The 25,183-nt window shown below is 50.3% G+C and carries 30 protein-coding genes and 2 pseudogenes; 17 read left to right on the top strand and 15 right to left on the bottom strand.

Annotated features, from left to right (window positions below):
- Window positions 1-10 precede the first annotated feature (10 nt).
- Together MKQ70_RS17125 and MKQ70_RS17120 are read right to left on the bottom strand one after the other, a co-directional pair.
- Window positions 11-895 carry a glutamate ligase domain-containing protein gene (locus MKQ70_RS17125; RefSeq protein WP_248072787.1) on the bottom strand — a complete coding sequence of 295 codons (885 nt, stop codon included), beginning with the start codon at window positions 893-895 and terminating at the stop codon, window positions 11-13.
- Window positions 858-1,361, bottom strand: a complete 504-nt coding sequence (locus MKQ70_RS17120; RefSeq protein WP_248072785.1) for a Mur ligase domain-containing protein — start codon at window positions 1,359-1,361, stop codon at window positions 858-860. The genes MKQ70_RS17125 and MKQ70_RS17120 overlap by 38 nt, the downstream gene beginning before the upstream one ends.
- 333 nt (window positions 1,362-1,694) lie before the next feature.
- Here MKQ70_RS17120 and ytxJ point away from each other — a divergent pair, with 333 nt between their 5' ends.
- The 4 genes from ytxJ (at window position 1,695) to MKQ70_RS43260 (ending at window position 3,117) form a co-directional block, all read left to right on the top strand.
- On the top strand, window positions 1,695-2,027 hold the full coding sequence (ytxJ, locus tag MKQ70_RS17115; protein ID WP_248072782.1) for a bacillithiol system redox-active protein YtxJ: 333 nt from the start codon (window positions 1,695-1,697) through the stop codon (window positions 2,025-2,027).
- An 84-nt stretch (window positions 2,028-2,111) separates the two neighbouring features.
- Window positions 2,112-2,414, top strand: a complete 303-nt coding sequence (locus MKQ70_RS43810) for a flavoprotein (protein WP_248072780.1) — start codon at window positions 2,112-2,114, stop codon at window positions 2,412-2,414.
- A gap of 17 nt (window positions 2,415-2,431) precedes the next feature.
- Window positions 2,432-2,662 (top strand): flavoprotein, encoded by a 231-nt coding sequence (locus tag MKQ70_RS43805; RefSeq protein WP_248072778.1) that lies wholly within the window; start codon window positions 2,432-2,434, stop codon window positions 2,660-2,662.
- Between the two features lie 32 nt (window positions 2,663-2,694).
- On the top strand, window positions 2,695-3,117 hold the full coding sequence (locus MKQ70_RS43260; RefSeq protein WP_443657250.1) for a type II 3-dehydroquinate dehydratase: 423 nt from the start codon (window positions 2,695-2,697) through the stop codon (window positions 3,115-3,117).
- Window positions 3,118-3,180: 63 nt separating this feature from the next.
- Here MKQ70_RS43260 and bioB read toward each other — a convergent pair whose 3' ends face one another.
- The 6 genes and pseudogenes from bioB to MKQ70_RS17070 form a co-directional block, all read right to left on the bottom strand.
- Entirely contained in the window at window positions 3,181-3,876 is a 696-nt protein-coding gene (gene bioB, locus MKQ70_RS17095) for a biotin synthase BioB (RefSeq protein ID WP_248072775.1), read from the bottom strand.
- A 46-nt stretch (window positions 3,877-3,922) separates the two neighbouring features.
- Window positions 3,923-4,174: a biotin synthase gene (locus MKQ70_RS17090; protein ID WP_248072772.1), complete on the bottom strand. Its 252-nt coding sequence runs from the start codon at window positions 4,172-4,174 to the stop codon at window positions 3,923-3,925.
- A gap of 106 nt (window positions 4,175-4,280) precedes the next feature.
- A pseudogene (locus tag MKQ70_RS17085) lies at window positions 4,281-5,380 on the bottom strand (M42 family metallopeptidase).
- A 205-nt stretch (window positions 5,381-5,585) separates the two neighbouring features.
- On the bottom strand, window positions 5,586-6,215 hold the full coding sequence (locus tag MKQ70_RS17080; RefSeq protein ID WP_248072769.1) for a UbiA family prenyltransferase: 630 nt from the start codon (window positions 6,213-6,215) through the stop codon (window positions 5,586-5,588).
- A 77-nt stretch (window positions 6,216-6,292) separates the two neighbouring features.
- Window positions 6,293-7,787: pseudogene (locus MKQ70_RS17075) on the bottom strand (acyl-CoA carboxylase subunit beta).
- A 153-nt stretch (window positions 7,788-7,940) separates the two neighbouring features.
- Window positions 7,941-8,204 carry a hypothetical protein gene (locus MKQ70_RS17070; RefSeq protein WP_248072766.1) on the bottom strand — a complete coding sequence of 88 codons (264 nt, stop codon included), beginning with the start codon at window positions 8,202-8,204 and terminating at the stop codon, window positions 7,941-7,943.
- Window positions 8,205-8,537: 333 nt separating this feature from the next.
- Between MKQ70_RS17070 and MKQ70_RS17065 the strand changes: the two genes are divergently transcribed.
- From MKQ70_RS17065 to MKQ70_RS17045, 5 genes are all read left to right on the top strand, one after another.
- Window positions 8,538-9,137, top strand: a complete 600-nt coding sequence (locus MKQ70_RS17065; RefSeq protein WP_248072763.1) for a hypothetical protein — start codon at window positions 8,538-8,540, stop codon at window positions 9,135-9,137.
- Window positions 9,134-9,520, top strand: a complete 387-nt coding sequence (locus MKQ70_RS17060; protein ID WP_248072760.1) for an acyl-CoA synthetase family protein — start codon at window positions 9,134-9,136, stop codon at window positions 9,518-9,520. The genes MKQ70_RS17065 and MKQ70_RS17060 overlap by 4 nt, the downstream gene beginning before the upstream one ends.
- Window positions 9,521-9,567: 47 nt before the next feature.
- Window positions 9,568-9,852 carry a hypothetical protein gene (locus MKQ70_RS17055; RefSeq protein ID WP_248072758.1) on the top strand — a complete coding sequence of 95 codons (285 nt, stop codon included), beginning with the start codon at window positions 9,568-9,570 and terminating at the stop codon, window positions 9,850-9,852.
- A 120-nt stretch (window positions 9,853-9,972) separates the two neighbouring features.
- The gene (locus tag MKQ70_RS17050; protein ID WP_248072756.1) at window positions 9,973-10,431 is read left to right on the top strand and encodes a hypothetical protein; all 459 of its coding nucleotides are present in this window, start codon (window positions 9,973-9,975) and stop codon (window positions 10,429-10,431) included.
- 159 nt (window positions 10,432-10,590) lie between these two features.
- Complete coding sequence (locus MKQ70_RS17045; RefSeq protein ID WP_248072754.1) at window positions 10,591-11,709, top strand: hypothetical protein; 1,119 nt, start codon at window positions 10,591-10,593, stop codon at window positions 11,707-11,709.
- A gap of 55 nt (window positions 11,710-11,764) precedes the next feature.
- Here the strand turns inward: MKQ70_RS17045 and MKQ70_RS17040 are convergent, their stop codons facing one another.
- The 6 genes from MKQ70_RS17040 to MKQ70_RS17015 all read right to left on the bottom strand — a co-directional run bounded on the left by MKQ70_RS17040 (window position 11,765) and on the right by MKQ70_RS17015 (window position 17,658).
- On the bottom strand, window positions 11,765-13,654 hold the full coding sequence (locus MKQ70_RS17040) for an outer membrane beta-barrel family protein (RefSeq protein WP_248072752.1): 1,890 nt from the start codon (window positions 13,652-13,654) through the stop codon (window positions 11,765-11,767).
- Between the two features lie 44 nt (window positions 13,655-13,698).
- Window positions 13,699-13,932 carry a hypothetical protein gene (locus MKQ70_RS17035; RefSeq protein WP_248072750.1) on the bottom strand — a complete coding sequence of 78 codons (234 nt, stop codon included), beginning with the start codon at window positions 13,930-13,932 and terminating at the stop codon, window positions 13,699-13,701.
- A gap of 95 nt (window positions 13,933-14,027) precedes the next feature.
- Window positions 14,028-14,486, bottom strand: a complete 459-nt coding sequence (locus tag MKQ70_RS17030; RefSeq protein ID WP_248072748.1) for a hypothetical protein — start codon at window positions 14,484-14,486, stop codon at window positions 14,028-14,030.
- Window positions 14,487-14,609: 123 nt separating this feature from the next.
- Complete coding sequence (locus MKQ70_RS17025) at window positions 14,610-15,896, bottom strand: putative oxidoreductase C-terminal domain-containing protein (RefSeq protein WP_248072745.1); 1,287 nt, start codon at window positions 15,894-15,896, stop codon at window positions 14,610-14,612.
- A gap of 122 nt (window positions 15,897-16,018) precedes the next feature.
- Window positions 16,019-16,846, bottom strand: coding sequence for a ThuA domain-containing protein (locus MKQ70_RS17020; protein WP_248072742.1), 828 nt, complete (start codon window positions 16,844-16,846; stop codon window positions 16,019-16,021).
- A 443-nt stretch (window positions 16,847-17,289) separates the two neighbouring features.
- Window positions 17,290-17,658: a SpoIIAA family protein gene (locus MKQ70_RS17015; RefSeq protein ID WP_248072739.1), complete on the bottom strand. Its 369-nt coding sequence runs from the start codon at window positions 17,656-17,658 to the stop codon at window positions 17,290-17,292.
- Between the two features lie 167 nt (window positions 17,659-17,825).
- Between MKQ70_RS17015 and MKQ70_RS17010 the strand changes: the two genes are divergently transcribed.
- Window positions 17,826-18,995 carry a sensor histidine kinase gene (locus MKQ70_RS17010; RefSeq protein WP_248072736.1) on the top strand — a complete coding sequence of 390 codons (1,170 nt, stop codon included), beginning with the start codon at window positions 17,826-17,828 and terminating at the stop codon, window positions 18,993-18,995.
- Here the strand turns inward: MKQ70_RS17010 and MKQ70_RS17005 are convergent.
- Entirely contained in the window at window positions 18,992-19,363 is a 372-nt protein-coding gene (locus tag MKQ70_RS17005; protein ID WP_248072733.1) for a response regulator, read from the bottom strand. The two genes, MKQ70_RS17010 and MKQ70_RS17005, sit on opposite strands and share 4 nt — an antisense overlap.
- 367 nt (window positions 19,364-19,730) lie before the next feature.
- Between MKQ70_RS17005 and MKQ70_RS17000 the strand changes: the two genes are divergently transcribed.
- The 7 genes from MKQ70_RS17000 (at window position 19,731) to MKQ70_RS16975 (ending at window position 25,152) form a co-directional block, all read left to right on the top strand.
- Window positions 19,731-20,303 carry an RNA polymerase sigma factor gene (locus MKQ70_RS17000; RefSeq protein ID WP_248072731.1) on the top strand — a complete coding sequence of 191 codons (573 nt, stop codon included), beginning with the start codon at window positions 19,731-19,733 and terminating at the stop codon, window positions 20,301-20,303.
- Window positions 20,304-20,372: 69 nt separating this feature from the next.
- On the top strand, window positions 20,373-21,002 hold the full coding sequence (locus MKQ70_RS16995) for a hypothetical protein (protein WP_248072728.1): 630 nt from the start codon (window positions 20,373-20,375) through the stop codon (window positions 21,000-21,002).
- Window positions 21,002-21,187, top strand: a complete 186-nt coding sequence (locus tag MKQ70_RS16990) for a FecR domain-containing protein (RefSeq protein WP_248072727.1) — start codon at window positions 21,002-21,004, stop codon at window positions 21,185-21,187. Before MKQ70_RS16995 ends, MKQ70_RS16990 begins: the two co-directional genes overlap by 1 nt.
- Complete coding sequence (locus MKQ70_RS16985) at window positions 21,184-21,546, top strand: FecR family protein (protein WP_248072725.1); 363 nt, start codon at window positions 21,184-21,186, stop codon at window positions 21,544-21,546. Before MKQ70_RS16990 ends, MKQ70_RS16985 begins: the two co-directional genes overlap by 4 nt.
- 416 nt (window positions 21,547-21,962) lie before the next feature.
- A complete protein-coding gene (locus MKQ70_RS38670) occupies window positions 21,963-23,603 on the top strand; it encodes a SusC/RagA family TonB-linked outer membrane protein (RefSeq protein ID WP_282456566.1) in 1,641 nt (546 codons plus the stop codon).
- Window positions 23,573-24,991, top strand: coding sequence for a SusC/RagA family TonB-linked outer membrane protein (locus tag MKQ70_RS38665; RefSeq protein WP_308199054.1), 1,419 nt, complete (start codon window positions 23,573-23,575; stop codon window positions 24,989-24,991). Before MKQ70_RS38670 ends, MKQ70_RS38665 begins: the two co-directional genes overlap by 31 nt.
- On the top strand, window positions 24,931-25,152 hold the full coding sequence (locus MKQ70_RS16975) for a hypothetical protein (protein ID WP_248081884.1): 222 nt from the start codon (window positions 24,931-24,933) through the stop codon (window positions 25,150-25,152). The genes MKQ70_RS38665 and MKQ70_RS16975 overlap by 61 nt, the downstream gene beginning before the upstream one ends.
- Window positions 25,153-25,183: the final 31 nt, after the last annotated feature.

Below are 25,183 nucleotides of genomic sequence, written 5' to 3'. Positions count from 1 at the left end.
GGTGCTGTTGTTATAAATATTTTTTCAATGATGGAAATTCCAGGCCGTCATAAGTGCCGGAGCTCATCAGGAGTAAATTGGCATCTTTATATTCCTGCTGGTCCAGCCACACCTGCAGGGCAGCGTTGTTCGTGATCACCTGCAGATCGGTACGGCCAAAGCCATCATAAATAGCCTCAGCCGGTAAATCGGGCATACGTTTAATTTCCAGCGCATGCTGACTATAAAACACCACTGCCTTGTCGGCCCCGTCCATGGCTCCTTTATATTCGGTAAGGAAGTCGCGGTTCAGGCTGCTGTAAGTGTGCAATTCCAGCACGGCAAGCAGTTTCCGGCCGGGATACTGTGCTTTCAGCGCCTGCATCGTGGCTTTTACCTTTGACGGCGCATGGGCGAAGTCGCGGTAAATAGCGGTATGTTCGTTTTTACCGATGAGTTCCATTCTTTTAGCGGCGCCGGTAAAGGACGAAATAGCTGCCATGAAACTGCGGATATCTACCCCTAATTCGCGGCAGATGTGCCAGGCAGCATTGATGTTCATGAGGTTATGTTCACCAAAAACCTGCAGGGCCGTGCTGTGGCCTTCGAGTATTACACTGGTAACGCCGTTTTCGATGCTGTTGGTCGGTACTTCGTAAGGCAGCAGGCTCAGATGGCCGGCTTCCTTTTCTACCAGTTCCTTCAGGACCGGGTCGCTGCTATTGTAAATGAGTTTACCACCCGGCTCCATGGTACGGAGGAAAATGGCGAACTGCTCCTTATAATTTTCGAATGTAGGGAAAACATTGATATGGTCCCACGCAATCCCGCTCAGCACTGCCATATGCGGGTGCAAAAAGTGGAACTTAGGCCGCTTCTCAATCGCGGAAGCCGGATATTCGTCTGCCTCGCACACAATAAGTGGGGCATTTGTGATGTTTACAGACTGGGAAAATCCTTCCAGTTTTGCGCCAACGATAGTCGAAGTCCCTTTGTACCGCTCTCAGCACATGCATGATCATGGAGGTGATGGTTGTTTTACCATGACTGCCACCAATGGCCACGCGGGTTTTGGTCTTACTTTCCTGGTAAATGTACTCAGGGAAGGAGTAGATTTTTAAACCCAGCTCTTTGGCTTTTTGCAGCTCGGGATTGTCGATCCGGGCATGCATGCCAAGGATAACAGCGTCCAGGTCCGGGGTAATGCGGGCCGGGTCCCAGCCGATCGTGGCGGGCATAATGCCCGCTTTGGTCAGGTTGGTGGTGGCGGGGTCGAAAATTTCGTCGTCGCTGCCGGTTACCTGGTAACCTTTAAGTTTAAGGGCGATTGCCAGTTGATGCATTACGCTGCCGCCTATAGCGATAAAGTGTACCTTTGCCATATGTTATGTGGAGCAAAACTTTAAAAATTGGTAACAGATTTGCTGGAATATGTTAGCAACCTGTTAACAATACATAGGATTGTTTTTTCTAATATAAAACTTATATTTGCAAAATAACGTAGTAAAAGGGATTAAAAAAGAGATATATCTAATGCCTATGAAAAATCGTTCATTAATTAAAGTAAACCAAATGAAACCAAGTATGAAACTGGCAGGTGTTATTTGTCTGATGGCTGTTATGACAGCGATGTTCAGCTCCTGCGCTTCACAAAAGCTGGGCTGCCCCATGAAAATTTCGAAGGCGCCTGTAACCGAAAAAAATAAGAACTGCTAATGAGTATGAATTGGATGGATTTGTCGCAGGAGGAACAGTTGAGTAAAATCCAGTCAGATTCGTTCCTTCGTCCCGTGGTGATCTTTAAGCACAGCACCCGCTGTTCTATTAGTTCCATGGCAAAATCGCGCCTCGAAAGGGCCACACCGCCGCAAGGCATGGATTTCTACTATCTCGATTTAATCCGTTTCCGCTCGCTGAGCGACCGGATAGCGGGCCTGTTTAACGTCCGGCACGAATCGCCCCAGGTATTGGTGGTGAAGGATGGAAAGTGTGTGTACGATGAAAGTCATATGGGCATCTCGATGGAACAGATCGCGGCCCGGGCATAGGCATAACAACAGATTTAGATACGGAAGGCTGTTGCGTAGCGATACGTAACGGCCTTCTGCGCATTATTACATAGCTTTGTGGTAATGAAACATCGTATAGTAGTAGCGGTTACGGGGGCCAGCGGCTCCATATATGCCCGCCAGTTGTTACAGAAGCTGGCAAAGTCGGGGGAGGAGGTAGCCGTTGTGATGACTGAGAATGCCAAAACGGTATGGCACACGGAGCTGGACGACAACGGTTACGAGCAGCTGCCGTTTCGTATGTATGCACAGCACGACTTTCACGCGCCCTTTGCCTCGGGTTCGGGCCGTTATGATACCATGATCATCTGTCCCTGCAGCATGGGAACTTTAGGTCGCATCGCGGGGGCATCTCCAACGATTTAATTACCCGCGCGGCCGATGTGGTGCTCAAGGAAAGACGGCGCCTTATCTGCGTGGTGCGCGATACGCCGTATAACCTGGTGCACATCCGCAACATGGCTACGGTAACTGAGGCAGGCGGTATCATTTGCCCGGCCACGCCTTCTTTTTACAGCAAACCCACAAGTATTGAGGAGGTAGCGGCTACGGTGGTAGACCGGGTACTGGACCTCGCGGGAATCGAACACGATACTTTCCGCTGGGGAGAATAATTTTTTCTATTTTAGGCATTCAAATATCACGCATGAAAATCGCCATCGTCAACGGCCCTAACTTGAACCTTTTAGGTAAACGTGAACCCGGTATTTACGGCAGCACCACTGCGGAAGAATGTTTCCGGCAGCTGGCTGTAAAGTACCCGCAGGTGGAGTTCACCTATTTCCAGAGCAACGTGGAAGGAGAGCTGATCAACTTCATTCACCGCACCGGTTTTGACCTCGACGGCATTGTACTGAACGCCGGCGCGTACACGCATACGTCTATCGCCCTTCGCGATGCCATTGCCGCGAACCACCCCTGTGGTCGAAGTGCATATCAGCAACGTGCATGCGCGCGAAGATTTCCGTCATGTGTCCATGATCGCCGCGAAGTGTGTGGGTGTGATAGCGGGGCTGGGGATGCAGGGGTATGGTTTGGCGGTGGAATATTTTTAGGGAAACAGGCTTAGGAACCAACTTCAGGTTATATAGGAAGCCGCCGTTGTGTGTTCACATCAACGGCGGCTTTTCTATTAAAACTCCACCGACATCGCGGCTTTCTCCTCCTTAAACGCTTCTCTCGGCTTCAGTCCCAGCAATTGGAACATCAGGTTGTCTTCATCAAAAGAAGGGTTGGGCGTGGTCAATAATTTATCGCCCGCGAATATTGAATTAGCGCCCGCCATAAAGCATAACGCCTGCTCCGATACGCTCATTTCTGTTCTGCCGGCGCTCAGGCGAACCATGGTGGCAGGCATCAGGATGCGTGCGGTAGCAATCATTCTTACCATGTCCCAGAATTCCACTTTCGGTAAGTGCGACAGCGGCGTACCGGCCACGCGTACAAGTGCATTGATAGGTACGGAGTCTGGATGTTTAGGCAGGGATGACAGTGTTTGCAGCATGCCGATACGGTCATCGTGCGATTCACCCAGGCCGATAATGCCGCCACAACATACGGTTACACCGGCTTTGCGGACATTGTCCAGTGTTTTCAGGCGGTCGTCGTATGTGCGGGTGGTAATGATCTCACTGTAATGTTCTTCTGAGGTATCCAGGTTGTGGTTGTAGGAGTACAGGCCGGCATCCGCCAGTTTCTGTGCCTGGTCTTCGGTAAGCATGCCAAGTGTGCAGCATACTTCCATGCCTATTTCATTTACCCCTTTCACCATGTCTAATACCCGGTCAAAGTCGCGGTTATCACGTACTTCGCGCCAGGCGGCGCCCATGCAGAAGCGGGTAGAGCCGGCATTTTTGCTTTGCGGGCATACTCCATCACTTCTTCTTTTTCATGAGGGCCTGTACGTTTACCCCGGTGTTGTACCTGGCCGCCTGCGGACAGTAAGCGCAGTCTTCGGAACAGCCGCCTGTTTTAATGGAGAGGAGGGTGCAAACCTGCACCTCGGCGGTATCCTGGTATTCACGGTGCACGGTAGCCGCGCGGTAAATCAGTTCTAAGAGTGGCGTGTTGTAAATGTCCCTGATTTCATCAAGGCTCCAGTCATGCCGGATCTGCACTGATTGCATATGGTTGCGTTTTGGTCGGCAACAAACATACAGTTTAAAATGGAAAAGTCCAGTATTAGACGTTTAAACACAGAAAGGGCGGTGAAACTCACCGCCCTTCGCATTATTATATATACCGGAAATTGGTTTTCGGCGTGATGTTTAATAAGCTCTGGTAAATAAGCATGATCGTATTTTCGATATCATCTTTCTTTACCATTTCCACCGTGGTGTGCATGTAGCGCAATGGCAGGCTGATAAGCGCAGAAGGTGTACCGTCGTTAGAATATGCAAATGCATCGGTATCGGTGCCGGTGCTGCGGCTAACGGCGTGGCGCTGGAACGGAATGTTGTTTTTCTCAGCGGTTTTGATGATCAGGTCGCGGAGGATGTTGTGTACTGCCGGACCATAAGTAATGCTTGGTCCCGCGCCACATTTGATTTCGCCTTCCACGTTTTTGTTGATCATCGGCGTGGTGCTGTCGTGCGTTACGTCGGTAACGATGGCCACATTAGGTTTAATGCGTTTGGCGATCATTTCCGCACCGCGCAGCCCTACTTCTTCCTGCACCGCGTTTACGATATACAGGCCAAAGGGCAGCTTCTGCTTGTTTTCTTTCAGCAAACGGGCTACTTCCGCAATCATAAAACCGCCGATGCGGTTGTCGATGGCGCGGCAGATATAATAATCGTAGTTCAGTTCTTCAAAACCATCTTCGAAAGTGATCACACAACCTACATGGATGCCGAGGTCCTCCACTTCTTTACGGTTACGGGCGCCGCAATCCAGAAGATGTTGTCCACTTTAGGCGTGGGCTCTTTGCCTTCGCCGCCACGTAAGCGGGTGTGAATGGCAGGCCAGCCGAATACCGCTTTTACAATACCTTTTTCTGTATGAATGTTCACGCGTTTAGATGGTGCGATCTGCTGATCGGAGCCTCCGTTACGGATCACATAGATCAAACCCTCGGGCGAAATGTAGTTCACGAACCAGGAGATCTCATCCGCGTGGGCTTCTATCACTACTTTAAAAGGCGCATCCGGGTTGATAATACCTACGGCCGAACCATATGCATCCACGTACGTTTCGTCGATGTAAGGCTCCGTGTATTTCAGCCATAATTTCTGTCCTTCTTTTTCAAACCCGGTGGGAGATGGGTTGTTCAGGTAGTTCTTCAGGAATGACAATGATTCCTTCGTCAGTATGGATTTTTGCTTTTTAGCCATGGTCTTATCAATGATATCTAACAAAAATAAAGGAAAATGCTTTACCAGCCTGCGATATATCCGATATAGTGAAGCAGGGCAGACAACATCATCAATCCATCTAAATAAAAATAATACACATAATCGGAGGTATGCGTTTCGGCGTACCGCTTAAGGAAGGCCGTTATGAGTACGGGAACGAGCAGCGTGCCCACCTTCCAGGCGCTTACATACCACAGCAGGGGAGTGCGAAAACGACCGCCAGCAGCACCGACACGTAGTACAACCGGCCCACGCCTCTCTCATCAAAATAGGTAATTAAACTGCGGATGCCTTCGCGTTTGTCTTGTTCCCGGTCGCGGTAGTCGAACAAAATGCAGATGGCGTAGATGAGGAAAAAGCGATGGAGCGTGAGTAATACCAGCGGCAGCCCCGGTGTACGATCGGCTACGAAGGCCGGCAGTACGGTGGTGACGTAGGTCCACACGAAAGTGAGGAACAGTGTCTTGCCAATGGCTATTTTTCTTAGCCAGATAAAAGGCGGGTAAGCCAGTTTGGGCGCGGAGTAGAGGAAGGTAAGCAGGATGGCGCCGCTCACGGGAAACCAGTGGCGTTGCAGCGGTAAAAAGTACCACAACGCGCCCAGCATGCCCAGTGCACACAACAACAATTGCAACATGCGTTGCCTTTGTCCCCACAGCAGCCGGTGCGAGGTAACGCCCACGCCGCCCGGCGTTAAATACCAGTGGAAGTTATAACTGCAGATGGTGGCGAAAAATGCGAAGCCGTAATAGTTGTTCCGGTCATAATCGAGCCGCAGCATTTCGTTGCTCTGCCAGTCATGGCCACCGCGCAAAAGGCAATGTAAAGAGAGCTGAAAAGCAGGAAATTGAACAAACTGCGAACTATGCGTAACACGAAAAGCATAAACGGCTAGAGTGGAATGTTGCCGTGCTTTTTACGCGGCATGTCCACTACTTTATTTTCCAGCATTTTAAATCCACGGATCAGTTTTTTACGCGCCTGCTCGGGTACGATCACCTCATCGATATAGCCTTTTTCCGCAGCCAGGTAGGGATTGGAGAATCGATTGGTGTATTCGTCCACCAGCTCGTTCATCCGCGTTTCCGGGTTGGCGGCGTTGTCTATGTCTTTTTGAAAATGATCTCCACCGCACCTTTTGCGCCCATTACGGCAATCTCTGCCTGGGGGATGCCAGGTTAAGATCTGCCCCGATGTGTTTCGAGTTCATTACACAATATGCGCCGCCATAGGCTTTGCGGGTGGTGACGGTAATGCGCGGCACGGTGGCCTCGCTCAGTGCGTATAATAGTTTGGCGCCATTGGTGATGATGGCATTCCATTCCTGGTCGGTGCCCGGTAAAAAGCCCGGAACGTCTACCAGTACGAGTAATGGTATGTTGAAGGCGTCGCAGAAGCGGGTAAAGCGTGCGCCTTTTACAGAAGCATGAATATCGAGTACGCCCGCCAGGTGCGCCGGCTGATTGGCCACGATGCCAATGCTGCGGCCTGCGATGCGTGCAAAGCCCACGATGATGTTTTCCGCGAAGTCCTTGTGCACTTCGAGGAAACTCTCCGTATCCACCAGCTCCGCGATCACTTCTTTCATGTCGTAAGGCTGGTTGGGGTTTTGAGGAATGATGGTATTGAGGGCCGGGCGTTCTTCCGCGGCGGGTTCGTAAGGGTAAATGGGGGCATCGTCCTGGCAGTTCTGCGGCATATAACTCAGCAGCTGTTTCAGGTTTTCTATGCACTCCAGTTCGTTGGCGCAGGCAAAGTGGGTAACGCCGCTTTTAGAGGCATGGGTTTGCGCGCCGCCGAGTTCTTCGGAGGTTACTTCTTCATGTGTAACGGTCTTTACGACGTTTGGGCCGGTGACGAACATGTAAGAAGTTTGCTCCACCATTAAGATAAAGTCGGTAATGGCGGGTGAGTACACCGCGCCGCCCGCACAGGGGCCCATGATCGCGGATAACTGGGGGATAACGCCCGAAGCGCGGGTGTTGCGGTAAAAGATGTCCGCATAACCGCCGAGGCTTACCACCCCTTCCTCGATACGTGCGCCGCCGCTATCGTTCAGGCCGATGATGGGGGCGCCGTTCTGCATGGCGAGGTCCATGATTTTGATGATCTTTTCCGCGTGCGGCTCGCTGAGGCTGCCGCCATACACGGTAAAGTCCTGCGAATACACATATACCAGCCTTCCGTTGATGGTGCCGTAACCGGTTACCACACCGTCGCCCAGGAATGCTTCCTGGTCAAGGGTGAGGCCCTTGTTGTTATTGCTGACCAATGCGCCCATCTCTTCAAAAGAATCTTCGTCCAGCAACAGCTTCAGCCGTTCGCGGGCAGTCAGTTTTCCTTTTTTATGCTGGGAATCGATGCGTGCCTGTCCACCGCCCAACATGGCGGCTTCGGTTTTTGTATGCAGTTGTTCAATTTTGCTCATGGACCTGAAAATGAGGAGTAAAGCTAAAAAAATAAAAGGATTCCCGGTGACGGGAACCCTTTTATCTTTATTTGTTCGGGCAGGATTAGTTCCTGACGCGGAAATTAGGCGTTATGATGGTACGCTGATGTTCTGCGCGTTGTCCCGGATGTATATCTTGAAAAACATGGAATCGAATTCGGGCGGACTTACCGGGTCGGAAGGGCCGATAAAGTTATTGTCCAGCTGGATCTGCACCTGGGCTTTCAGGTTGGTGCCTTTGTAGGCGCCGATGCCGGGCATTTTTTTACGGTCGTACGGACGGTAGGCGAAAGGTGCTACCCAGTTGGCCTGTATAAAGAGAGAGTCCTCAATATTGCCATCACCGTCTTCCACGTCCAGGTTACCACGAAAAGGCCCTGAAAGTTAGCTGGTACTTCTTCCATCGAATAACTTTTGAACTGGATTTTGGGCTTATCGCCGCCCACGTCATCCTTTTTACAGGCCAGGATGCCGGTGAGTAAAACCGCGCTTAAAAGGAACAATTTCTTCATATAACAAACCTACGTTAAATTAACCAATATGCCAATACGAGGCAGCCAGGCCCCGTTCTCCTATTAAACGTGTAATAACGTGGTTTGTTACGCCCGCGTTGCCCGGAAGCAAAATAATTGTGTCCGGCGCGGTATGTACTTGTAAATCCTAACTTTGTGCCCAGATTAGAACTACATGGACCAGGCTTTTACAGACCGGATATTCAACTTGCAGGAACAGGGGCTCAATGACGCCGCTATCGAACTGTTTCATTACCAGTACCGCGAAAATAACATCTACCGCGCCTATGTAGACGCGCTGAAGGTGCAGCCGCACAAGGTGACGGAACTGCATCGCATCCCCTTTTTGCCTATCCAGTTCTTTAAAAGTCACCGCGTGGCCTGTGGTGAGTTTAGCCCCGAAGTGGTGTTCGAAAGTAGCGGTACCACGCAAACCATTAACAGCCGGCATGAAGTGAAGCGGGCAGACATCTACCTGCGCAGTTATATCACCTGCTTCGAAGAGTTTTATGGTCCGGTCGGCGACTTCGTCGTGCTGGGGCTTCTGCCATCTTATCTCGAAAGAAAATCTTCCTCGCTGGTATATATGGTGCAGGACATGATCGCCCGCAGCGCCCATCCCGAAAGCGGTTTTTACCTGTACGAGCACGATAAACTGCGCCAGACGCTGGAGTCGCTGGAAGCGCGGGGACAAAAAGTATTGTTGATCGGTGTTACGTTCGGGCTGCTCGACTTCGCGGCGGCCCATCAACTCCACTTAAAAATACCATTGTGATGGAAACCGGCGGTATGAAAGGTCGCCGGGAAGAATGGACCCGCGAAGAGGTGCATGCTTACCTGAAGGAGCGGCTGGGTGTACAAGCCGTGCACGCGGAATACGGGATGACCGAATTACTGAGCCAGGCCTACTCGCTGGGTAAAGGGCTGTTCCGGCGCCCGGCATGGATGAAGGTGCTCGTCCGCGATGAGAACGATCCTTTCCAGTTGTACGACCGCAAAGCTGCCGGCGTAATTAACGTGGTGGACCTCGCCAATATTTACTCCTGCGCATTTATAGCCACTGACGACATTGGCCGCCTGCATGCAGATGGCGCCTTTGAAGTATTGGGCCGGCTCGATAACTCTGCCCTGCGTGGTTGCAGCCTCATGGTGAGCTAGTTCCTATTTAGATTTTTATTCATATTTTAGCAGCATAAACTATCCCTATGATAAGACCAATGCTGCTGGCCGCCGCATTTTTCTTTTGTACGCCTGTGCTGCATGCACAACTGCTCAAGAAGATAACCGGCAGGAATAAAGAGAAGACCGAACAGGCCCGGGACGACGAAGATGCGGAAGCAGATCCGTTTAAACCTCGCAAATCCGCTCCCATCGCAGTGAATCCGGCCCTCATCATTGGGGGCGACGAACGGGTGGAAATAGATTCCAGTTACGATTATGACGTGGCGGTATACCAGAGTCGGCGGCCTTCCAAGGCACGCAACTGGTGATCGACGGTGGTGAACAGATCGTAGTGTATTACAGCAGTAAAAATCCGCACTTCTGCATCCAGTTAAAAAGCCGCAGTACCCGCACCCAGAATTTCTTTCTTCGGTGATTTTCAGAAAGAAGTGCAGTTAAGTTTATCCGGGGTGGATAAGGTGGCGAGCGGTGACAAAACACAGCTGGACCTGAGTACGATGGAGCCCGTGTATCCCGGGGAAATCGGGTACCTGAGCCAATTGCTTAAAACCGGCGCCAAGAAGGTAATTTCAGGAGTAGCCTGCGAAGAGTACGTGGCCAATAACCTGCGGCATCATGCGCGGGTGGTGAATACCAACCATGCGAAAGTGACTGCGCACGTGTGGGTGCCGATGGACCCGCACACGTTGTTTCCAGGCTACAGCTTTATTCCCGATCATTATAAAAACCAGATCGATACCATGCGTGTACAGGGATCGTACCCGCCCGTGGTGATCCCGCTGGAAATGTTCCTCGAGTATGGTAATGGTGATAAGGTGTATACGTATACCACATCCATCATCTGGGGCGAAGGGAGGCGGGTGTACCTGCAGGATATTATCAAATAGTTTTCAGGGCGGCGCCGTATACAGCGCCGCTCCGTTTATCGTATCAGTACTTCCCGCATATTTTTTTTTCAGTGATTATACCAATAGTTGGTAATGCGCCGCCCGGTACCTTTGCATCAGGTTTTGTTACTCCTACGAGCCCCGCTAACTAATACCGACATGAACAGAATACAGGAACGCATGCTTGGCGCTGCATTGTGCGCGCTTACATTTATTGGCTGCTCAAAAGAAAATTCAGAGGTACCTGCCCCCGGTAAAGCTGCCGATAAGCCGGCAGAAACACCTGTCAATGGTGCTCCCGCATCTTACCAGATAAAAATTAAGGCCGCCGTAAAGGTAGGCAACCTGCTGTACGACAGCATTCCCGCTACATTGACCATCACCGCGTGGGACAGCCTTCAGGCACCACACGAATCCGGATTAACGCTGGAGGCGGGGGTGAATACGGTTAACCTGCCGCAGGGTGTTCGCTATCGGCTGCAGATTAGTCACTGGGGCGTTACGGCGGATACGCTGATCAATGCCGCTGATCTGGCTGCACAGGCGCAGCTGACGATCACGGCGAGTAAAGCGCCCAAGTTTATAACAAAAGAAGAGCAGTACATCCGTGGTACGGGCGATTGGCAACCGCAAGGCCGCATTGAATATGATTATATTTCGCCTGGTATGCTCAGTAATGTTTTCTATTATGGTAAATCCACTTTAAAACCGGGACTGGTGCTTACGCGTGAAGATATGTTCGCTTACCGCAACGGCCGCCTGAACCGCATCAATCACTATGGACAGGAAGGTGACCTGGAGACCTGGTACGCCCTAACGTACGGTGCAAACGGAAACATAGAAGGCATCAGGGAGAGCTCGCCAAGTGGTAATGGCACTAACGCCACCGTGGAGCAGCTTGCCGGTAAAGTGAAATTCTTTTACGAGTACGTAAACGGTAACACCATGAATTACACGCAGACCTACCGGAATGGCAACCTGGTGGAAGATGCTGCTTACAGCAGCCGTGGTGGTTCCGAAACGAGCAAATACCAGTATGATCTTTACATCAATCCATTTGCCCAGCTCAATTACCCGGATATGTTCCTCGGCCGCCGGTCGATCAATAACCGCATTGGCGAGCAAAAGAACTATGGAGGCAATATTCCCATGTCAGTACCTTATCAATTTGATTACACATACGATGCGGATGGTTATCCCACGCAGCTGATCGTTAGCTACAAAGGATTTACCAGCAACGAACATTTGTTTATGATAAAGACCGTCTACAGTTATTAATTGGCGCGGACACGCAGAAGGCGAGGGCCTGCCGGGAAACCGGTAAGGCCCTTTTTTATTGGGCGCGCTGCGCTTCGTCGGCCCCGGCATTACGGGCGCGTTTCGCTTTCACCTGGTTGTTCCCGAATTTGTAACCTACGTATAGCTTCACAAAACGTTCATCGTAATAACTGTTGTTGCGGGTGCCGTTGTACCTGTTCTTTAATCTGAAAATGTCTTTCCGGAATAGGTCGTTGGCGGAAAGCGCAACGGTCAGCCGCTTTTGCAGTAGTGCTTTGCGGATGCCAATATCGAAGTTGCTGGTGGTGGTCATCAGGTCAAAATCGTCCGGGCGGTTAGACTGGTAACGGTAGTTTACTTCGGCGGAAAGACTTTTTGTCTTATCTAAAAAGAAGCTGTTAGTAGCTGTGACGGACCATGCCAGCCCGCTGTAGCGGATCGTTTGGCCGGGTTGATAGTAGCCAAGTACATATTCCACGTAGTACCCGTTAAATAGGAAAGAGGCGTTCCACCAGTTCGCCGGATTCCCATTGGCCGAGGCGGTAAAGCCATAACGCAGGTCCGAGCCCGCGTTGGTCATTGTGAAGTACAGCGCATTCAGGGTGGAGTCTACGTTGGAAACGCGGGTCACCATATCTGTTACTTTATTCCGGTAGATAGAAAAGTTGTAATGTTCTTTGAGTGTATAGGATATTTCCAGGTTGTTCGCGAAACTCGGCTGCAGGAAGGGATTGCCTTCTTCATACGAGTCGTTGGTGCTGTAACTGCGAAAGGGATTCAGGTACCAGAACGTGGGCCGGTCGATGCGGCGGTTGTAGTTCACGTTTACGATGTGATCGTCTGACAGCCGGTACTGCACGTATGCTGTTGGAAACAGCTGGAAGTAGCGGTTGGTATTGGTTTGCTGCAGGGTGGGCGACCTGCCCCCGGTTTGGGTATACTCCGCGCGCAGGCCCGCCTGCATTTCCCATTTTTGCAGATGGCGTGTGGCGCTCAGGTAAACGGCCTGCGTGTTTTCGCGGTACTTAAAGTCGTTACTGCGGTTAGGATTTACCACGTAGTGGTCACCGTACAGCGTACGGAATATCGTGTTGCTGCTGTTGTCGATAAAAGATATTTTTCCGCCGAAACTGAGTTCCGCCAATCGTGTAGGCCATTCCATATCTGCCTTCAGCGAAGCGATATTAAACACCATTTTGCCGGCGGTATGATTCGTCAGCAGGGCGCCGACAGGCGTATGATCGGGCATTTCGTTCTGCACGGTAAACCGCCGGTCTTCCTCGCCCGTGCGGGTAAAGTAATCAAAGTCAATATTGAGTTTACGGCCGACCGAATCGATCCTCCATTCGTAGTTGGCGTTTATAACATGGCGCTCGCCGCTGGGCACGGAATGCGCTCGTGTAACAATACTGGAATCTGCTATCCCGGTGTATTGGTATCCGGTAGATACAATGTTGGCCCGTTCGTTTGGATAACCCGCTCCGCGCATATACTGGAAACCCAGTACGCTGCGTGGCCCCACCTGGTAATCGAGCCCGATCTGCGCACGATAAAAACTGCTTTTTATATCCGAAGGGGATCGTTGTATCCAGTATTGTTCCGGGTAAAAGGTAGTGAGATTAATATCGTTGTGCACATTGATCCATGCCATGTTCATATTGCCGTATATGTTCAGGGCCTTGCGGCGGTAGTTGAAGTTGCCGGTAACTATCTGGCTGGCTGCTTGCCGTTGTAACCAGCTGCCGGCGATGTTGCCGTTTAAACCTTCGCCAACGGGCTTTTTTGTAACGATGTTAATGATGCCTGCATTTCCCGCCGCATCGTACCGGGCAGGCGGCGCGGTGATCACTTCTATCTTCTGAATGGAAGAGGCAGGAATAGCGCGAAGCATAGCCACCAGTTCATCGCCGCTAAGTTGCTGCAGCCGGTTATTGATCATTACCATTACGGTGGATTTGCCGGCCAGACTAACCTCTTTCTCGGTCGCTTTTACCCCCGGTGTTTTTTTAGGGTTTCGAATGCATCCGCGCCGGCTGTTGCAATGCTGTTTTCTACATTAAATATGGTGCGGTCGGGCTTACGTTCTATCAGTGGTTTTTTGGACGTGATCTCAACGGCTTTTAACTGCCGGGTACTGTCCTGCGCGCGGGTCAATAGCGGGCATAACATTCCTGTAAGGGCTACACAGATGGTTTTTACCCGGCGGGTGATGTAGAAAGGCATGTTGCGTTCAGCGGTTGTAAGCACCGGCTGGCGGCAAAATAAAGACTTGGCAGGGAAAAGAAAACGGCGGCTTGTGAAAGTCTTGTTAAATAACGCTATTCTACGGGCGCTTCAAAACGGATTTTTTCACGAAAGATGTCCAATGCTACCATGCTGCGGAAATTTACCGCACGGTTTAAGAGGTACGGTGAAACCAGCGCCAGGATTACCTGTATCTGAACTGCCGTCATGGTAAATACACTGTAAAGTGGCTCGTGTTGTAAGTACATAGTAGTAAGCGTGATCAGGATATACAAACCTGCATTCATCAGGCTGATGGCGCGTACTTTATTCTTAGGCCGCAGCAGCAGTGCGAGGCCGGTAAAGGCAAGAATATAAACGGGATAAGTAAGTACACGATGTGTTGCCTGTACCATCAGATTATCGAAACAATCGGGGAGAATGATGAACAAGGAAATTTTGGTAAACAGTAACATGAATGCCACGATAGCGAAAAAGTAAATCGACAATTCGAGGAGGAGCAGGGCAAGCGTGTAACGGATCTTCCTAAGCATAACTATTTGGATTTTATAGGATAAGGATTGCGAAGGCAAGATAGCGGATTTTCGGGTAAACAAAAATGTGATCTTCTGAAATGCCGGCAGGCGTATTTGTAATGTACACCTGCCGGGATGAATTTACGGTTGCTCCGCCGCCAGTTTTAACGCGGTGGTAGCGGTATAGTACTTAGATAGCATGCAGGGAACTTCCCAGGCAGGGAGGCTGCCGGTTTTCAGGTAGTCGAGGTAACGCTGCAACACCTGTGAAAAGTGTGCTTCGTGCCCGTCTTTATACTTTTCGGGAATGACCACTTTGTAATCTTTGCCCGCTTTCTCCACGGCAACACCCGGGTATTTCGCGGCTACTTCGCTGATCACGGTATTTACGCTGGCCTCGTAAGCCGCGTCGTTCTTTACCGGGCGGATGTAAAGGGTAGGTTTGTAACCTTCTTCCTTGCCCTGACGGATTTCCAGGCTGGCCAGGCTGCCTTTCATGAGTGCGTAATGGGTATCGCCGCCTTCCACAGCTTTATATTCCCAACGGGCAATCACTTTTACGAACACACCTTTGAGGGAGTAGGTCACTTCGCCATTACCACGCGTGTTGAGAATCGTATCCTTAACTACCAGCTGTTGCAGGAACCCCGGGAATTCCGGTTGCTGCGTAATGGAAGTGAACTGCGATTTGGTGAGCGGGGTAGGCCAGTTGCGGGCGGCTACCACGTTTACATCTTTGGTATGATCGATCGCGGTTTCCGGGAACAATGCCCATTGCGCAATGTCTATCAGGTGAACGCCTACGTCAGCGATCGCGTCGCCCTGCTGGGCGGCATCGAAGAACCAGGTGGGACGTACCAGGGTTTTGCCGGATACATTTTTATAATAAAAGTGAACGCTTTCGATCGTTACGGCCGGCGCGTCTTTGGTGCCTTTCTGCAATTCACCGAAGAGCGCAGGTTGGTGTACAAGTTCCTTCTGCAGCATGTTCGTGATCTCCGAACGTTCGGTCATGATGTCGTACAGCAACACTTTCTTTTGTTCCGCGTTCTTAAATGCCTGCTCCAGCTGCGGGAAAGCGGCTGGCGTAATGACCATGGGCTTGTCGGCCAGTACGTTCAGTCCGGCATCGATAGAGCGGGAAATGTAATCTGTTTTCTGTTTGTTGTTGCCGGCCAGCACCACCACGTTGCCGGGCTTCTCAGCGAGCATCTTATCAAAATAATCGGTGCTTGTGTCTACTACTTCATACCAGTGAGTAGGCGCTTCGGCTCTTTCATTGTAACCTTTGATCAGGTTCAGGTGGGCGTTGAGCCCCTGTCCCGCCGGGGCAAACACGTAAACGGTGGAGTCGATGCCCGGCGACATGCTTTTCTGTACCAGGGCGGCATGGAAGTGCCCCGGGTCCAGGGTGATCAGTTTTACCATGTTGGAATCGGCTTTTACTTCTTTTTTGGTTGCCTGCTGGCAGCTCTGTCCGGCCTGCGCCGGCGGCCATCAGTGGTAGGAGGTACCTGTATTGTTTCATGAATAACGGATTTTTTTACTCGTTAATAAGGTAATGGATCATTGGGTGTTACTGCCCGGGCTTTCGCATAGTTCAACGGCTTTTTATCGCCGATGGCCCATTGCAGCCCGCCCAACAGGTGCCTTCGGAACAAGGGATCGCTGTACGTGCTGCTATCGTGCCCGAACGACGTGTACCACTGCCGCCCGCCGTCAAAGGTATGGCACCATACCGCGGGAAAACTGTTGCCGTAAAACGTACCGCCCGCAAAGATTTCCCGGTCTTTGTCCTGCACGCTTGTCAGGTCGTTGACCATGAGCACATGCAGGTCGGGGTTCAGTTCTTTTACATAATAACACTCGGTTTTTTGTTCCCAGATTTTAGGCAGAAAGGAGGTCGACGGATGCGTGCTGTCAATCACGATCTGTTTATATTGCTGGTACGCCGGATGCCTTACAAAAGTGCCGCCCATCATCCGCTTAAACCAGGGCCAGTTTCTTTCGGTGCCGGTAGCAGAATGAATCCCGACCACGCCGCCGCCAGCCTGTACATACCGCATCAGTGCTACCTTTTGACTGTCGGTGTTAAATACATCATTATTGGTATTATGAAAGATGATGGCGTGGTACCGGCGCAGGTTTGTTTCGTTGAAGTCGGCCGGATTATCGGTTACCTCCACGGTAAACCCATACTGTTTACCCATTTCGCGCAGCGCGGCGGAGCCGGCCGGGATGTTCTGGTGTACGTACCCTTTGCCGTTTTTCGTGTATACGAGCACGCGTACACCTTTCCACGAAAAGGGTTTACCCGCCGAGGATAACGCGGCCACCAGCAATAGCAATACCGGGAACAAAAGGAAACGATACTTCATAACGCCTGTAAATGACCGGAACAATATAAGGCAAGAAACGGAAAAATGCCAATGGGTTGGTATGGGCGTAGGAGTGCAACGATGTAAAACGAATATTGATCGTATTTTCGACCTACCCTTATGTTGGGTTTTACTCACATTAGTGTGGTGTAATTCGGTGTAATAAAGGCAGGTGTAAGATTAGATTATTCATATCGGTGTGAGTAATATTTCCGCCTACCGGGAATAGTCGTGAGAGAAGTCTCAAACCCGCTGCCACAAAAGAAAGAAGCTCCGCGATCTGCGAAGCTTCTCTTTTCTTTTTTGGTTTTAACACCATTGGTGTATTATTAGTCAGATAGTGTCTGTCGTTTCTGAATGCAATACTACAACATATCTTTCACTTTTTACAACGTTGTGCCACATCTATTTTTGCTGAATTATTATTGCATTCGTTTGCAGTCCTAATTTTCAGCAGATACCCAGGCAACCGCCGCATCCAGCTCGTCTTTTTTAAAGCCTTTAAATTCACCCGGTACGAGATAGCTGAAGGCATCCGTAAAAGTGTTGATATTATCCGAATCGGTAAGAATCGCTGCGCGATGCCACTTCGTTAATTGTTTAATGCCCAGCAGCATGTCCTGCGCCCATGCACCGCCGGTAAAGTTCTTCAGATCGGTGTCAATGATCATCAGGTAATTCAGTTTACCCGTTCGTTTTACCAGTTCATGTACGGCCGGTAATACATCTGTTTCGAAGTCGTCTTTAGTCACCTCGCCGCTGGCGCGAAACGCCACGATATTGGAGGGTACATTGGATAGTTGCGTAATCATAATACGTTTTTATTATAGCAGCAGAAATATTGTGCCAATAGCCATGGTGGCCGGTGTGGAACAATTTCTACATCCCTCATTTTAGTATTTTGATAGCAAAACATGGCACGGTTTTTTGCTCTAGTAACTCAGCCATATCATTATTAGTTCACCGGAAATTCGTGTTTATGATTGAGAAAAACCTTCAAGTGGAGCATCCGGATAAGCAGCGCGCCGAGCAAGCGTTGATAGAGCGGGAAGAACAGTTGAGAGCCCTGGTGGAAAACACACCGGATGTTATTACGCGGTGGGATGATTCGCTGAAACTTGTATTCGCGAACGCCGCCTTTGTCGAGAAAACAGGAACAGATGTAAGCTATGCAATTGGAAAAACCTGTATCGGAATGGGCATGCCCGTCGATATTGCGCAGGCTTACATGGACAAGCTCCGAATGGTATTTGCTACCGGCCGTCCACAGGAGCATTATAATTATTTTCCGAGCCCCGACGGTTTGGTGCATTTTCACTCGCGTATTGTACCCGAATACGACATACATGGGAAGGTATATACTGTGCTGGGCATCGCGCGCGACATTACCCATACGCGTAATGTGAAGATAGAACTGGACGAGTTAAACCGCCGGTTGCTGCACAAAGATCGCGTTAATGAAGCGTTGATGGACGAGCTGGGAACTTTCACGCGCATTATCGGCGGGCAGTATGCCGATGCTTTGCAGAAAGCTTATACGTCGCTCGAATTTCTGATCAATAACGATGCACGCAACTTCAGTAATGAAGGCCGCGCCAGTTTGCGTCGTGTTCAATCGAGCCTCCAGCGGATGAAGCTGATGACGGCCGACTTGGTTGCTTTCTCCAGCATTGAGGCGGATGAAGCCAGTTTTTCTGCAGTGGAATTGAACCAGGTGCTGGATATTGTACGAGGTGAGATGGAGGAGAAGCTGACCCGTAGCAAGGTGACGGTTACAGCGGACACGCTCCCCGTTATCAATGGTTACGCCATGTTGGTATCGTTACTTTTTTACCACCTGCTGGATAATGCGGTCAAGTTTACCCGTCCCGGTGTAAAGCCGGTTGTAGCGGTAAAGTATAATTCCATCGATAGCCGGGACCTCAGTTATCATGTAATATCATTTAAGGACAATGGGATTGGATTTGAAGAGGGCAGGTCGGACAAGATATTTGAGTTGTTTAGCCGCCATGAGGACAGGCAGCGTTATAAAGGATCTGGCATTGGCCTGGCAGTGTGTAAGAAGATTATGGATCGGCACGGTGGTTTGATTACAACGGAAAGTAATCCTGGCGAAGGAAGCCTTTTTAGTTGCTGGTTTCCGCGTTAAACCAGGATGTCTTTAAGCATAGCGGTTAAGATGTTGATGGTTGGCGGTTTTACGATGCAGTTGGCCGCACCGAGATGATAGGCATTGCGCCGTGTTTCCTCGCTGATAGAGTTAGAATAAATAATCAACGGCGTATCACGCAGCTGTTCCAGTTTTTTAATCGCGATTAAACATTCGATCCCGTTGGTACGGGGCATATTGTAATCGATGAAAATATAGTCCGGGGAGGCGTCAGCCAGCAGGTTGAGCGCTTCTTCCGGGCTTTGTGCATAACTGCAGTTGTACATTGCAGGAATGCCTTGGAGCGCTTCTCTGAAAATTTCCAGTTCATCGCGATCGTCGTCTATTATAAGAATGTGTTTTTCCATCTGCTTGTTTTAGTTAAATACGGATGTGGCAGTACTAGCAGCTGCCGGCTAAGTTCAGTTGTTCCCAAAAAATTATGACGAATGACGAAAGAGCCTGAGGGCTTAAGGATGCACAGGACGCAGTCTTAATACAGGAATGTCAATAGTAACGGGTTACAATCAGATTTTCGAAGGAGATAAGAATGTATAGGCAAGTAACGCATGACGTGGCGTTATTGTGTGGTAAAAGTACTACATAAAGCAGGCAAATGCAAATCTTTTTTATAGGTAAGCGTTTGAATCGTGAGAAGATGATCCGGCTATTTTTGTATTTTAGACAGGACCATTTACCTTGAGCGAAAAAATAAACATACCGTCCCAATGGTTAATGCGGGCAGGCGACGGCGACGAGGCCGCGTTTACCGCAATTATGCAGCAACTGCTTCCTTTAATGGAGGTAATTGTAGGCCGCCTGGTGCCCGCATCCGATGCGGTGCGCGATATACTGCAGGAAACCATGATCCGCATCTGGGTACACCGGGATAAGTTACCCGTACTTGAAAAACCCTTACCCTGGATGAAACGGGTAGCCCTTAACGAAACCTTTACTTATTTAAATAACAGGGCGCGGCATAATAAGCTTTTTCTACCCTTAGAAGCCGATGCGCCGCTCGAGGGCGACACGGCCGACAGGATATCCCTCCGCGAAACGCAGGCGATTTTACAGCAGGCGATTGATACATTGCCTCCCCAACGTAAGATGATTTACCAGATGAGCCGCGTTCAGGGCATGAAGTCGGCTGAAATTGCCGATGCGCTCCATCTTTCCCACGGTTATGTAAAAACGCCCTCACCGCGGCACTTGCTGCTATCCGGGAGCGGTTGGCGGAAGCCGGGAAGTTCCTTCTCTTCTTTTGATGATGGTTTTTATAGTGATGATAATCCCCCAAGCACTCATTGAAAATTTTTTTCAGGTGGATGATGACCAAACGCTGTTTCGTTATTTATTATAGTAAGTCACGTACGAAACATGGAAGACGCACGCCTCCAATACCTGGTTGCCCAATGGCAATCTAACCGGCTTACCGCCGCCGAACAGCAGGAAATTACTGCCTTCATGGCCGATCCCGGCAACCGCGAACAGTTTGTTTCGCTGCTGGATAAGGCTGCAATCGAAGAAGGAACCGTTCCCGCGTTCGACGAGGCCGCGTGGATGCCCGTTATTCAGAATGTACTGCAGTCCGATAAAGTTGTACAACATACACTTTACCCGGAAAGAAGGCGGTCATTGCGCTGGCTGGCCGCCGCGGCTGTTGCAGCCCTGCTGATCAGCGCCGGAGCATTTTATTTCATCAACCAGAAAACGGATAAGAAGGTAACTGCCGATGCAGGACTTCGTGCACAAGACGTAGCGCCGGGACAGGACGTAGCTATTCTCACTTTGGCTGACGGTACTACCGTACAACTCGACAGCACCGGCCGGCAAACCATTCAGCAGGGACAAACCACCGTGAACCAGCAGAACGGGCAACTGCAATACTCGGCAGGCGCCGGTGGCGGGGACGTTACTTACAATACGCTTACAGTACCCCGTGGCGGTCAGTTCCGGTACTATTGCCCGATGGCTCCAAAGTATGGCTTAATGCGGCTTCCTCGTTAGTGTATCCAACAGCCTTCACGGGCCAGGAGCGGAAGGTGGAACTAAAAGGGCAGGGGTACTTTGAAGTGGCTCAGAACGCGCGCCAGCCATTTGTGGTAAAAGTAAACGACATGCAGGTACAGGTACTTGGCACCAGTTTCGACATCATGGCATACCCCGACGAAAAACGATTAACACCACGTTGATAGACGGCTCGGTGAAAGTACAGTACGGGGCTAAAGCGCAACAGCTGCGGCCCGGACAGCAGGCTCAGTTGAACAATACCACTTTTAACATCAATGTACAAAATATAGACGCCGACCAGGTAATTGCCTGGAAAACCGGCTTCTTTGAATTCGATAACGAGCACCTGGCCACCATTATGCGGCAGGTTTCCCGCTGGTACGATATAGAAATCAACCTGAAAGATATAGAGACACAAAAGCTGTTTGGCGGCCGGATCAGCCGTCACCTCCCATTATCGGAGGTATTGAACATGTTAAGCACAAGCGGCGTTACTTTCCGCCTCGAAGGACGACGGCTGGAGGTAAGCACGGTAAAGTAATATAAACTGGTATTCACGTTAATTATTCCACGAACGAAAATTTACTGCGTCATGAAAAATGAAACTGGTTAGGCAACGCCTGCCCACAAAAAAGCCGGTAGTGCGCTAACACTCCCGGCAACGCCTGGGCGAAAAACAAATCCCGCTAAAGACTTATTTATTCCCAACTCCCAAACACTACAAAAGTATGTTTTTAAACTTGTGTGGTAAAGTTTCTTATTGCCATAAGGAACGCCTGTCAACCAAAATGTTTCTCGTTATGAAAATTACAGCCTTTTTGCTGCTTATTGCATTGCATATCAGCGCAAAAGGGGTATCTCAGCAGGTAACATTGTCCGTAAAGAATGCCCCGCTAAAAGGGTTTTTAAGGAAGTGGCCCGCCAAACCGGTATCTCCATCTTTACGATGAAAGCATCATGCAGCTCACCAAGCCGGTGACCCTGCAGGTGACCAATACGCCCGTAAAAGAAGTACTGGACGCCTGCATGAAGGACCAGCCGGTGTTTTTTACCATGGAAGGCAACCGCGTTACAGTAAGTTTGCCCGATGTACCGCCTGTACAGGATACGTCCGTTACGGTCAGTGGTCGCGTACTGAACGAATCAGGCGAAGCCGTGCCGGGCGTGAGCGTTCGGGTGAAGGGTACCACCAGCGGCACCACTACTGATATGACCGGGCACTATACGCTAAAAGTACCCCGTCTCGGCAGCAGCCTGGAATTCTCCTTCCTTGGATACACCACCGAAACCGTGATCGCCCGCAATGCAAGCACTAATATCACCCTGAAAGAATCATCTACCGCACTTACAGAAACCGTGGTAGTTGGTTATGGTGTGCAAAAGAAAAGTGTGGTAACCGGCGCTATTTCCAGTGTACGTGCCAAAGACATCGACGGTATGCCCATTACGCGCCTGGAGCAGGTATTGCAGGGGCGCACTTCAGGTTTAACGATCGCGCAGAGTTCCGGTCAGCCAGGATCGGCTTCTACCGTGCGGGTGCGCGGTATCACCACCTTTAATAATAATGATCCGTTATGGGTGATCGATGGGGTAGTGGTCGATAATGGCGGCATCGGTTATCTTAATCAATATGATATTGAATCGGTAGAAGTATTAAAAGACGCCGCTTCGCAGGCCATCTATGGTGCACGCGCCGCGTCGGGTGTAATTCTTGTCACCACTAAGAAAGGAAAAGCCGGCAAATTGACGGTAAATTATAATGCTTACTACGGCACCTCCGCACCGGCACGTAAACTGAAGCTGCTGAATGCTACGGAATACGCCACCCTGCGCAACGAGGCGGATGCAGCCGCCGGCAAAGCAATCGTATATCCCGATCCTGCTGCATATGGCGAAGGCACCGACTGGCAGGCACAGATTTTTAATAATGATGCACGCCGCCAGAACCATGAACTGAGCATCAGCGGAGGTAATGATCGTTCTACGTTTTACACCTCTTTCGGCTTTTTGAAGACAGACGGTATTGTTGCTACAGACATCTCGAAATATAAACGCTTTAACGTTCGTCTCAATTCCACGCATAAACTCGCCAAATGGTTATCTATCGGGCAAAACGTGGGATATGCATATGATAAATCGATCGGTTTGGGCAACACGAACAGCGAGTTTGGCGGTCCGCTGAGTTCCGCAATTAACCTGGACCCGATCACACCGGTGGTCATAACGGATGAAGCGGTAGCCGGAGCATCGCCTTACACCAGCGTGGGCATCCGCCGTGATGCGTTGGGCCGACCCTATGGTATCTCGTCCGCCGTAGGACAGGAAATCACTAATCCGCTCGCGTATATACAAACCCGCCTCGGCAACTACGGCTGGTCGCATAACACAGTGGGCAATATCTACCTCGAAATGGAACCTATAAAAGGATTGCGTTTCCGTTCGGTAGTGGGCGCCAAGTTATCGTTCTGGGGAAATGAAAGCTTTACGCCAATTTCCTGGCTGAATTCTTCCACGATTTCTTCGCGTACGTCGTTTAATCGCGGGAATAACCGGGCTTCAACTGGAACGTGGAGAACACGGTTTCGTATTCCCGCGTAATCGGCAAGCACGAATTTTCTGTGCTCGCAGGCCAGGGTGCTTATATGGACGGCCGTACGAAAGCCATCAACGTGACATTTAACGACGTGCCGGCAGATAATTTTGAAGATGCGTCGCTCAACTTTAAAGTACCGGCAGACAAACGCCTGTCGGATGGCAGCGAAGGGGCCGACCATCGCATATCTTCGTTGTTCGCGCGCGTTAACTACAACTACAAGGAAAAATACCTGGCGGAGGCCATCATTCGCCGCGACGGTTCTTCCCGTTTTGGTCCCAATAATAAGTATGGTGTGTTTCCTTCGTTCTCGCTCGGATGGGTACTTTCCAACGAAGACTTCTTCCCGAAAACACAATACGTAAGCAGCCTGAAAATCCGCGGTGGTTATGGTGTGGTAGGTAACGATAATATCGGCGACTTCGCTTACCTCGCCACCATCGGCAGTGGCAGGAACTATGCACTCGGCAGCAGTGGCAGTTATATCATCGGCTACAGCCCGAACGCGCCTTCCAATCCTGATCTGAAATGGGAAGAAACCAGCCAGACTAATATCGGTCTTGAAGCGACATTGTTCCGCGACCTGACCCTGACCTTTGACTGGTATTATAAAAAGACAAAAGATATTTTGCAGAACCCACGCATTCCTTACTACGTGGGCGCTATCTCCAATCCGGCCGCTAACGTGGCTGATATGGAAAACAAAGGCGTAGAGCTGGAGTTGGGGTATCGCAAGAGCATTGGCGATCTTAACATCTTTACCAGCGGTAACGTATCGTACCTGCGTAACCGGGTAACCAACCTCGGTACAGGCATCTCTTATCTTTCGGGTGGACAAGGCTTCCAGGCCAGCAGTTACCCGATCACGCGTACGGCACTGGATCAGCCGATCAACTCCTTTTACGGATATAAAACAGCGGGCATCTTCCAGAACTGGCAGGACGTACGCAGCTACGTGAACGAAAAAGGGGAGATGTTGCAACCCACTGCGGCGCCGGGCGATTTCCGCTGGACGGACATTAATAAAGACGGTAAAATTACAGAGCTCGACCGCGACTTTATTGGTAATCCCACCCCGAGCTGGACCTACGGCTTTACGATCAACCTGGAGTACGAAGGATTTGACTTTGTATTCTTTGGTCAGGGCGCGGCCGGCAACAAAATTTTCCGGGGCTTACGCCGTTTGGATATCACCAATGCGAACTGGCAAACCAAAGCCCTTGGCCGCTGGACTGGCGAAGGTACGAGCAACTCTTTCCCACGTCTGAACAGTGCGGACCCGAATAAAAACTTTACTAATCCATCTGATTTTTACCTGGAAGACGGCAGCTATTGCAGGATCAAAACCTGCAACTGGGTTATTCCCTGCCTGCCGGTCTTATTCGCAAAGTAGCGTTGCAGAAAGCAAGGGTATACGTGATGAGTGAGAACCTGCTCACCTTCACGAAATACACCGGTTATGACCCGGAAATCGGCGGCGGTGTAATGAGCATTGACCGCGGTATTTACCCGCAGGCCCGCTCTTTCATGCTCGGTGTGAACGTTACTTTTTAATTCATTCTAAAATCAGTTTTAAGATGAAAAA

This window comes from Chitinophaga sedimenti (assembly GCF_023156195.1).
GTDB classification, from domain to species: Bacteria; Bacteroidota; Bacteroidia; order Chitinophagales; family Chitinophagaceae; genus Chitinophaga; species Chitinophaga sedimenti.
Note: the sequence above shows the minus strand (reverse complement) of the source record. Positions and strands in the feature narration are given on the sequence as shown.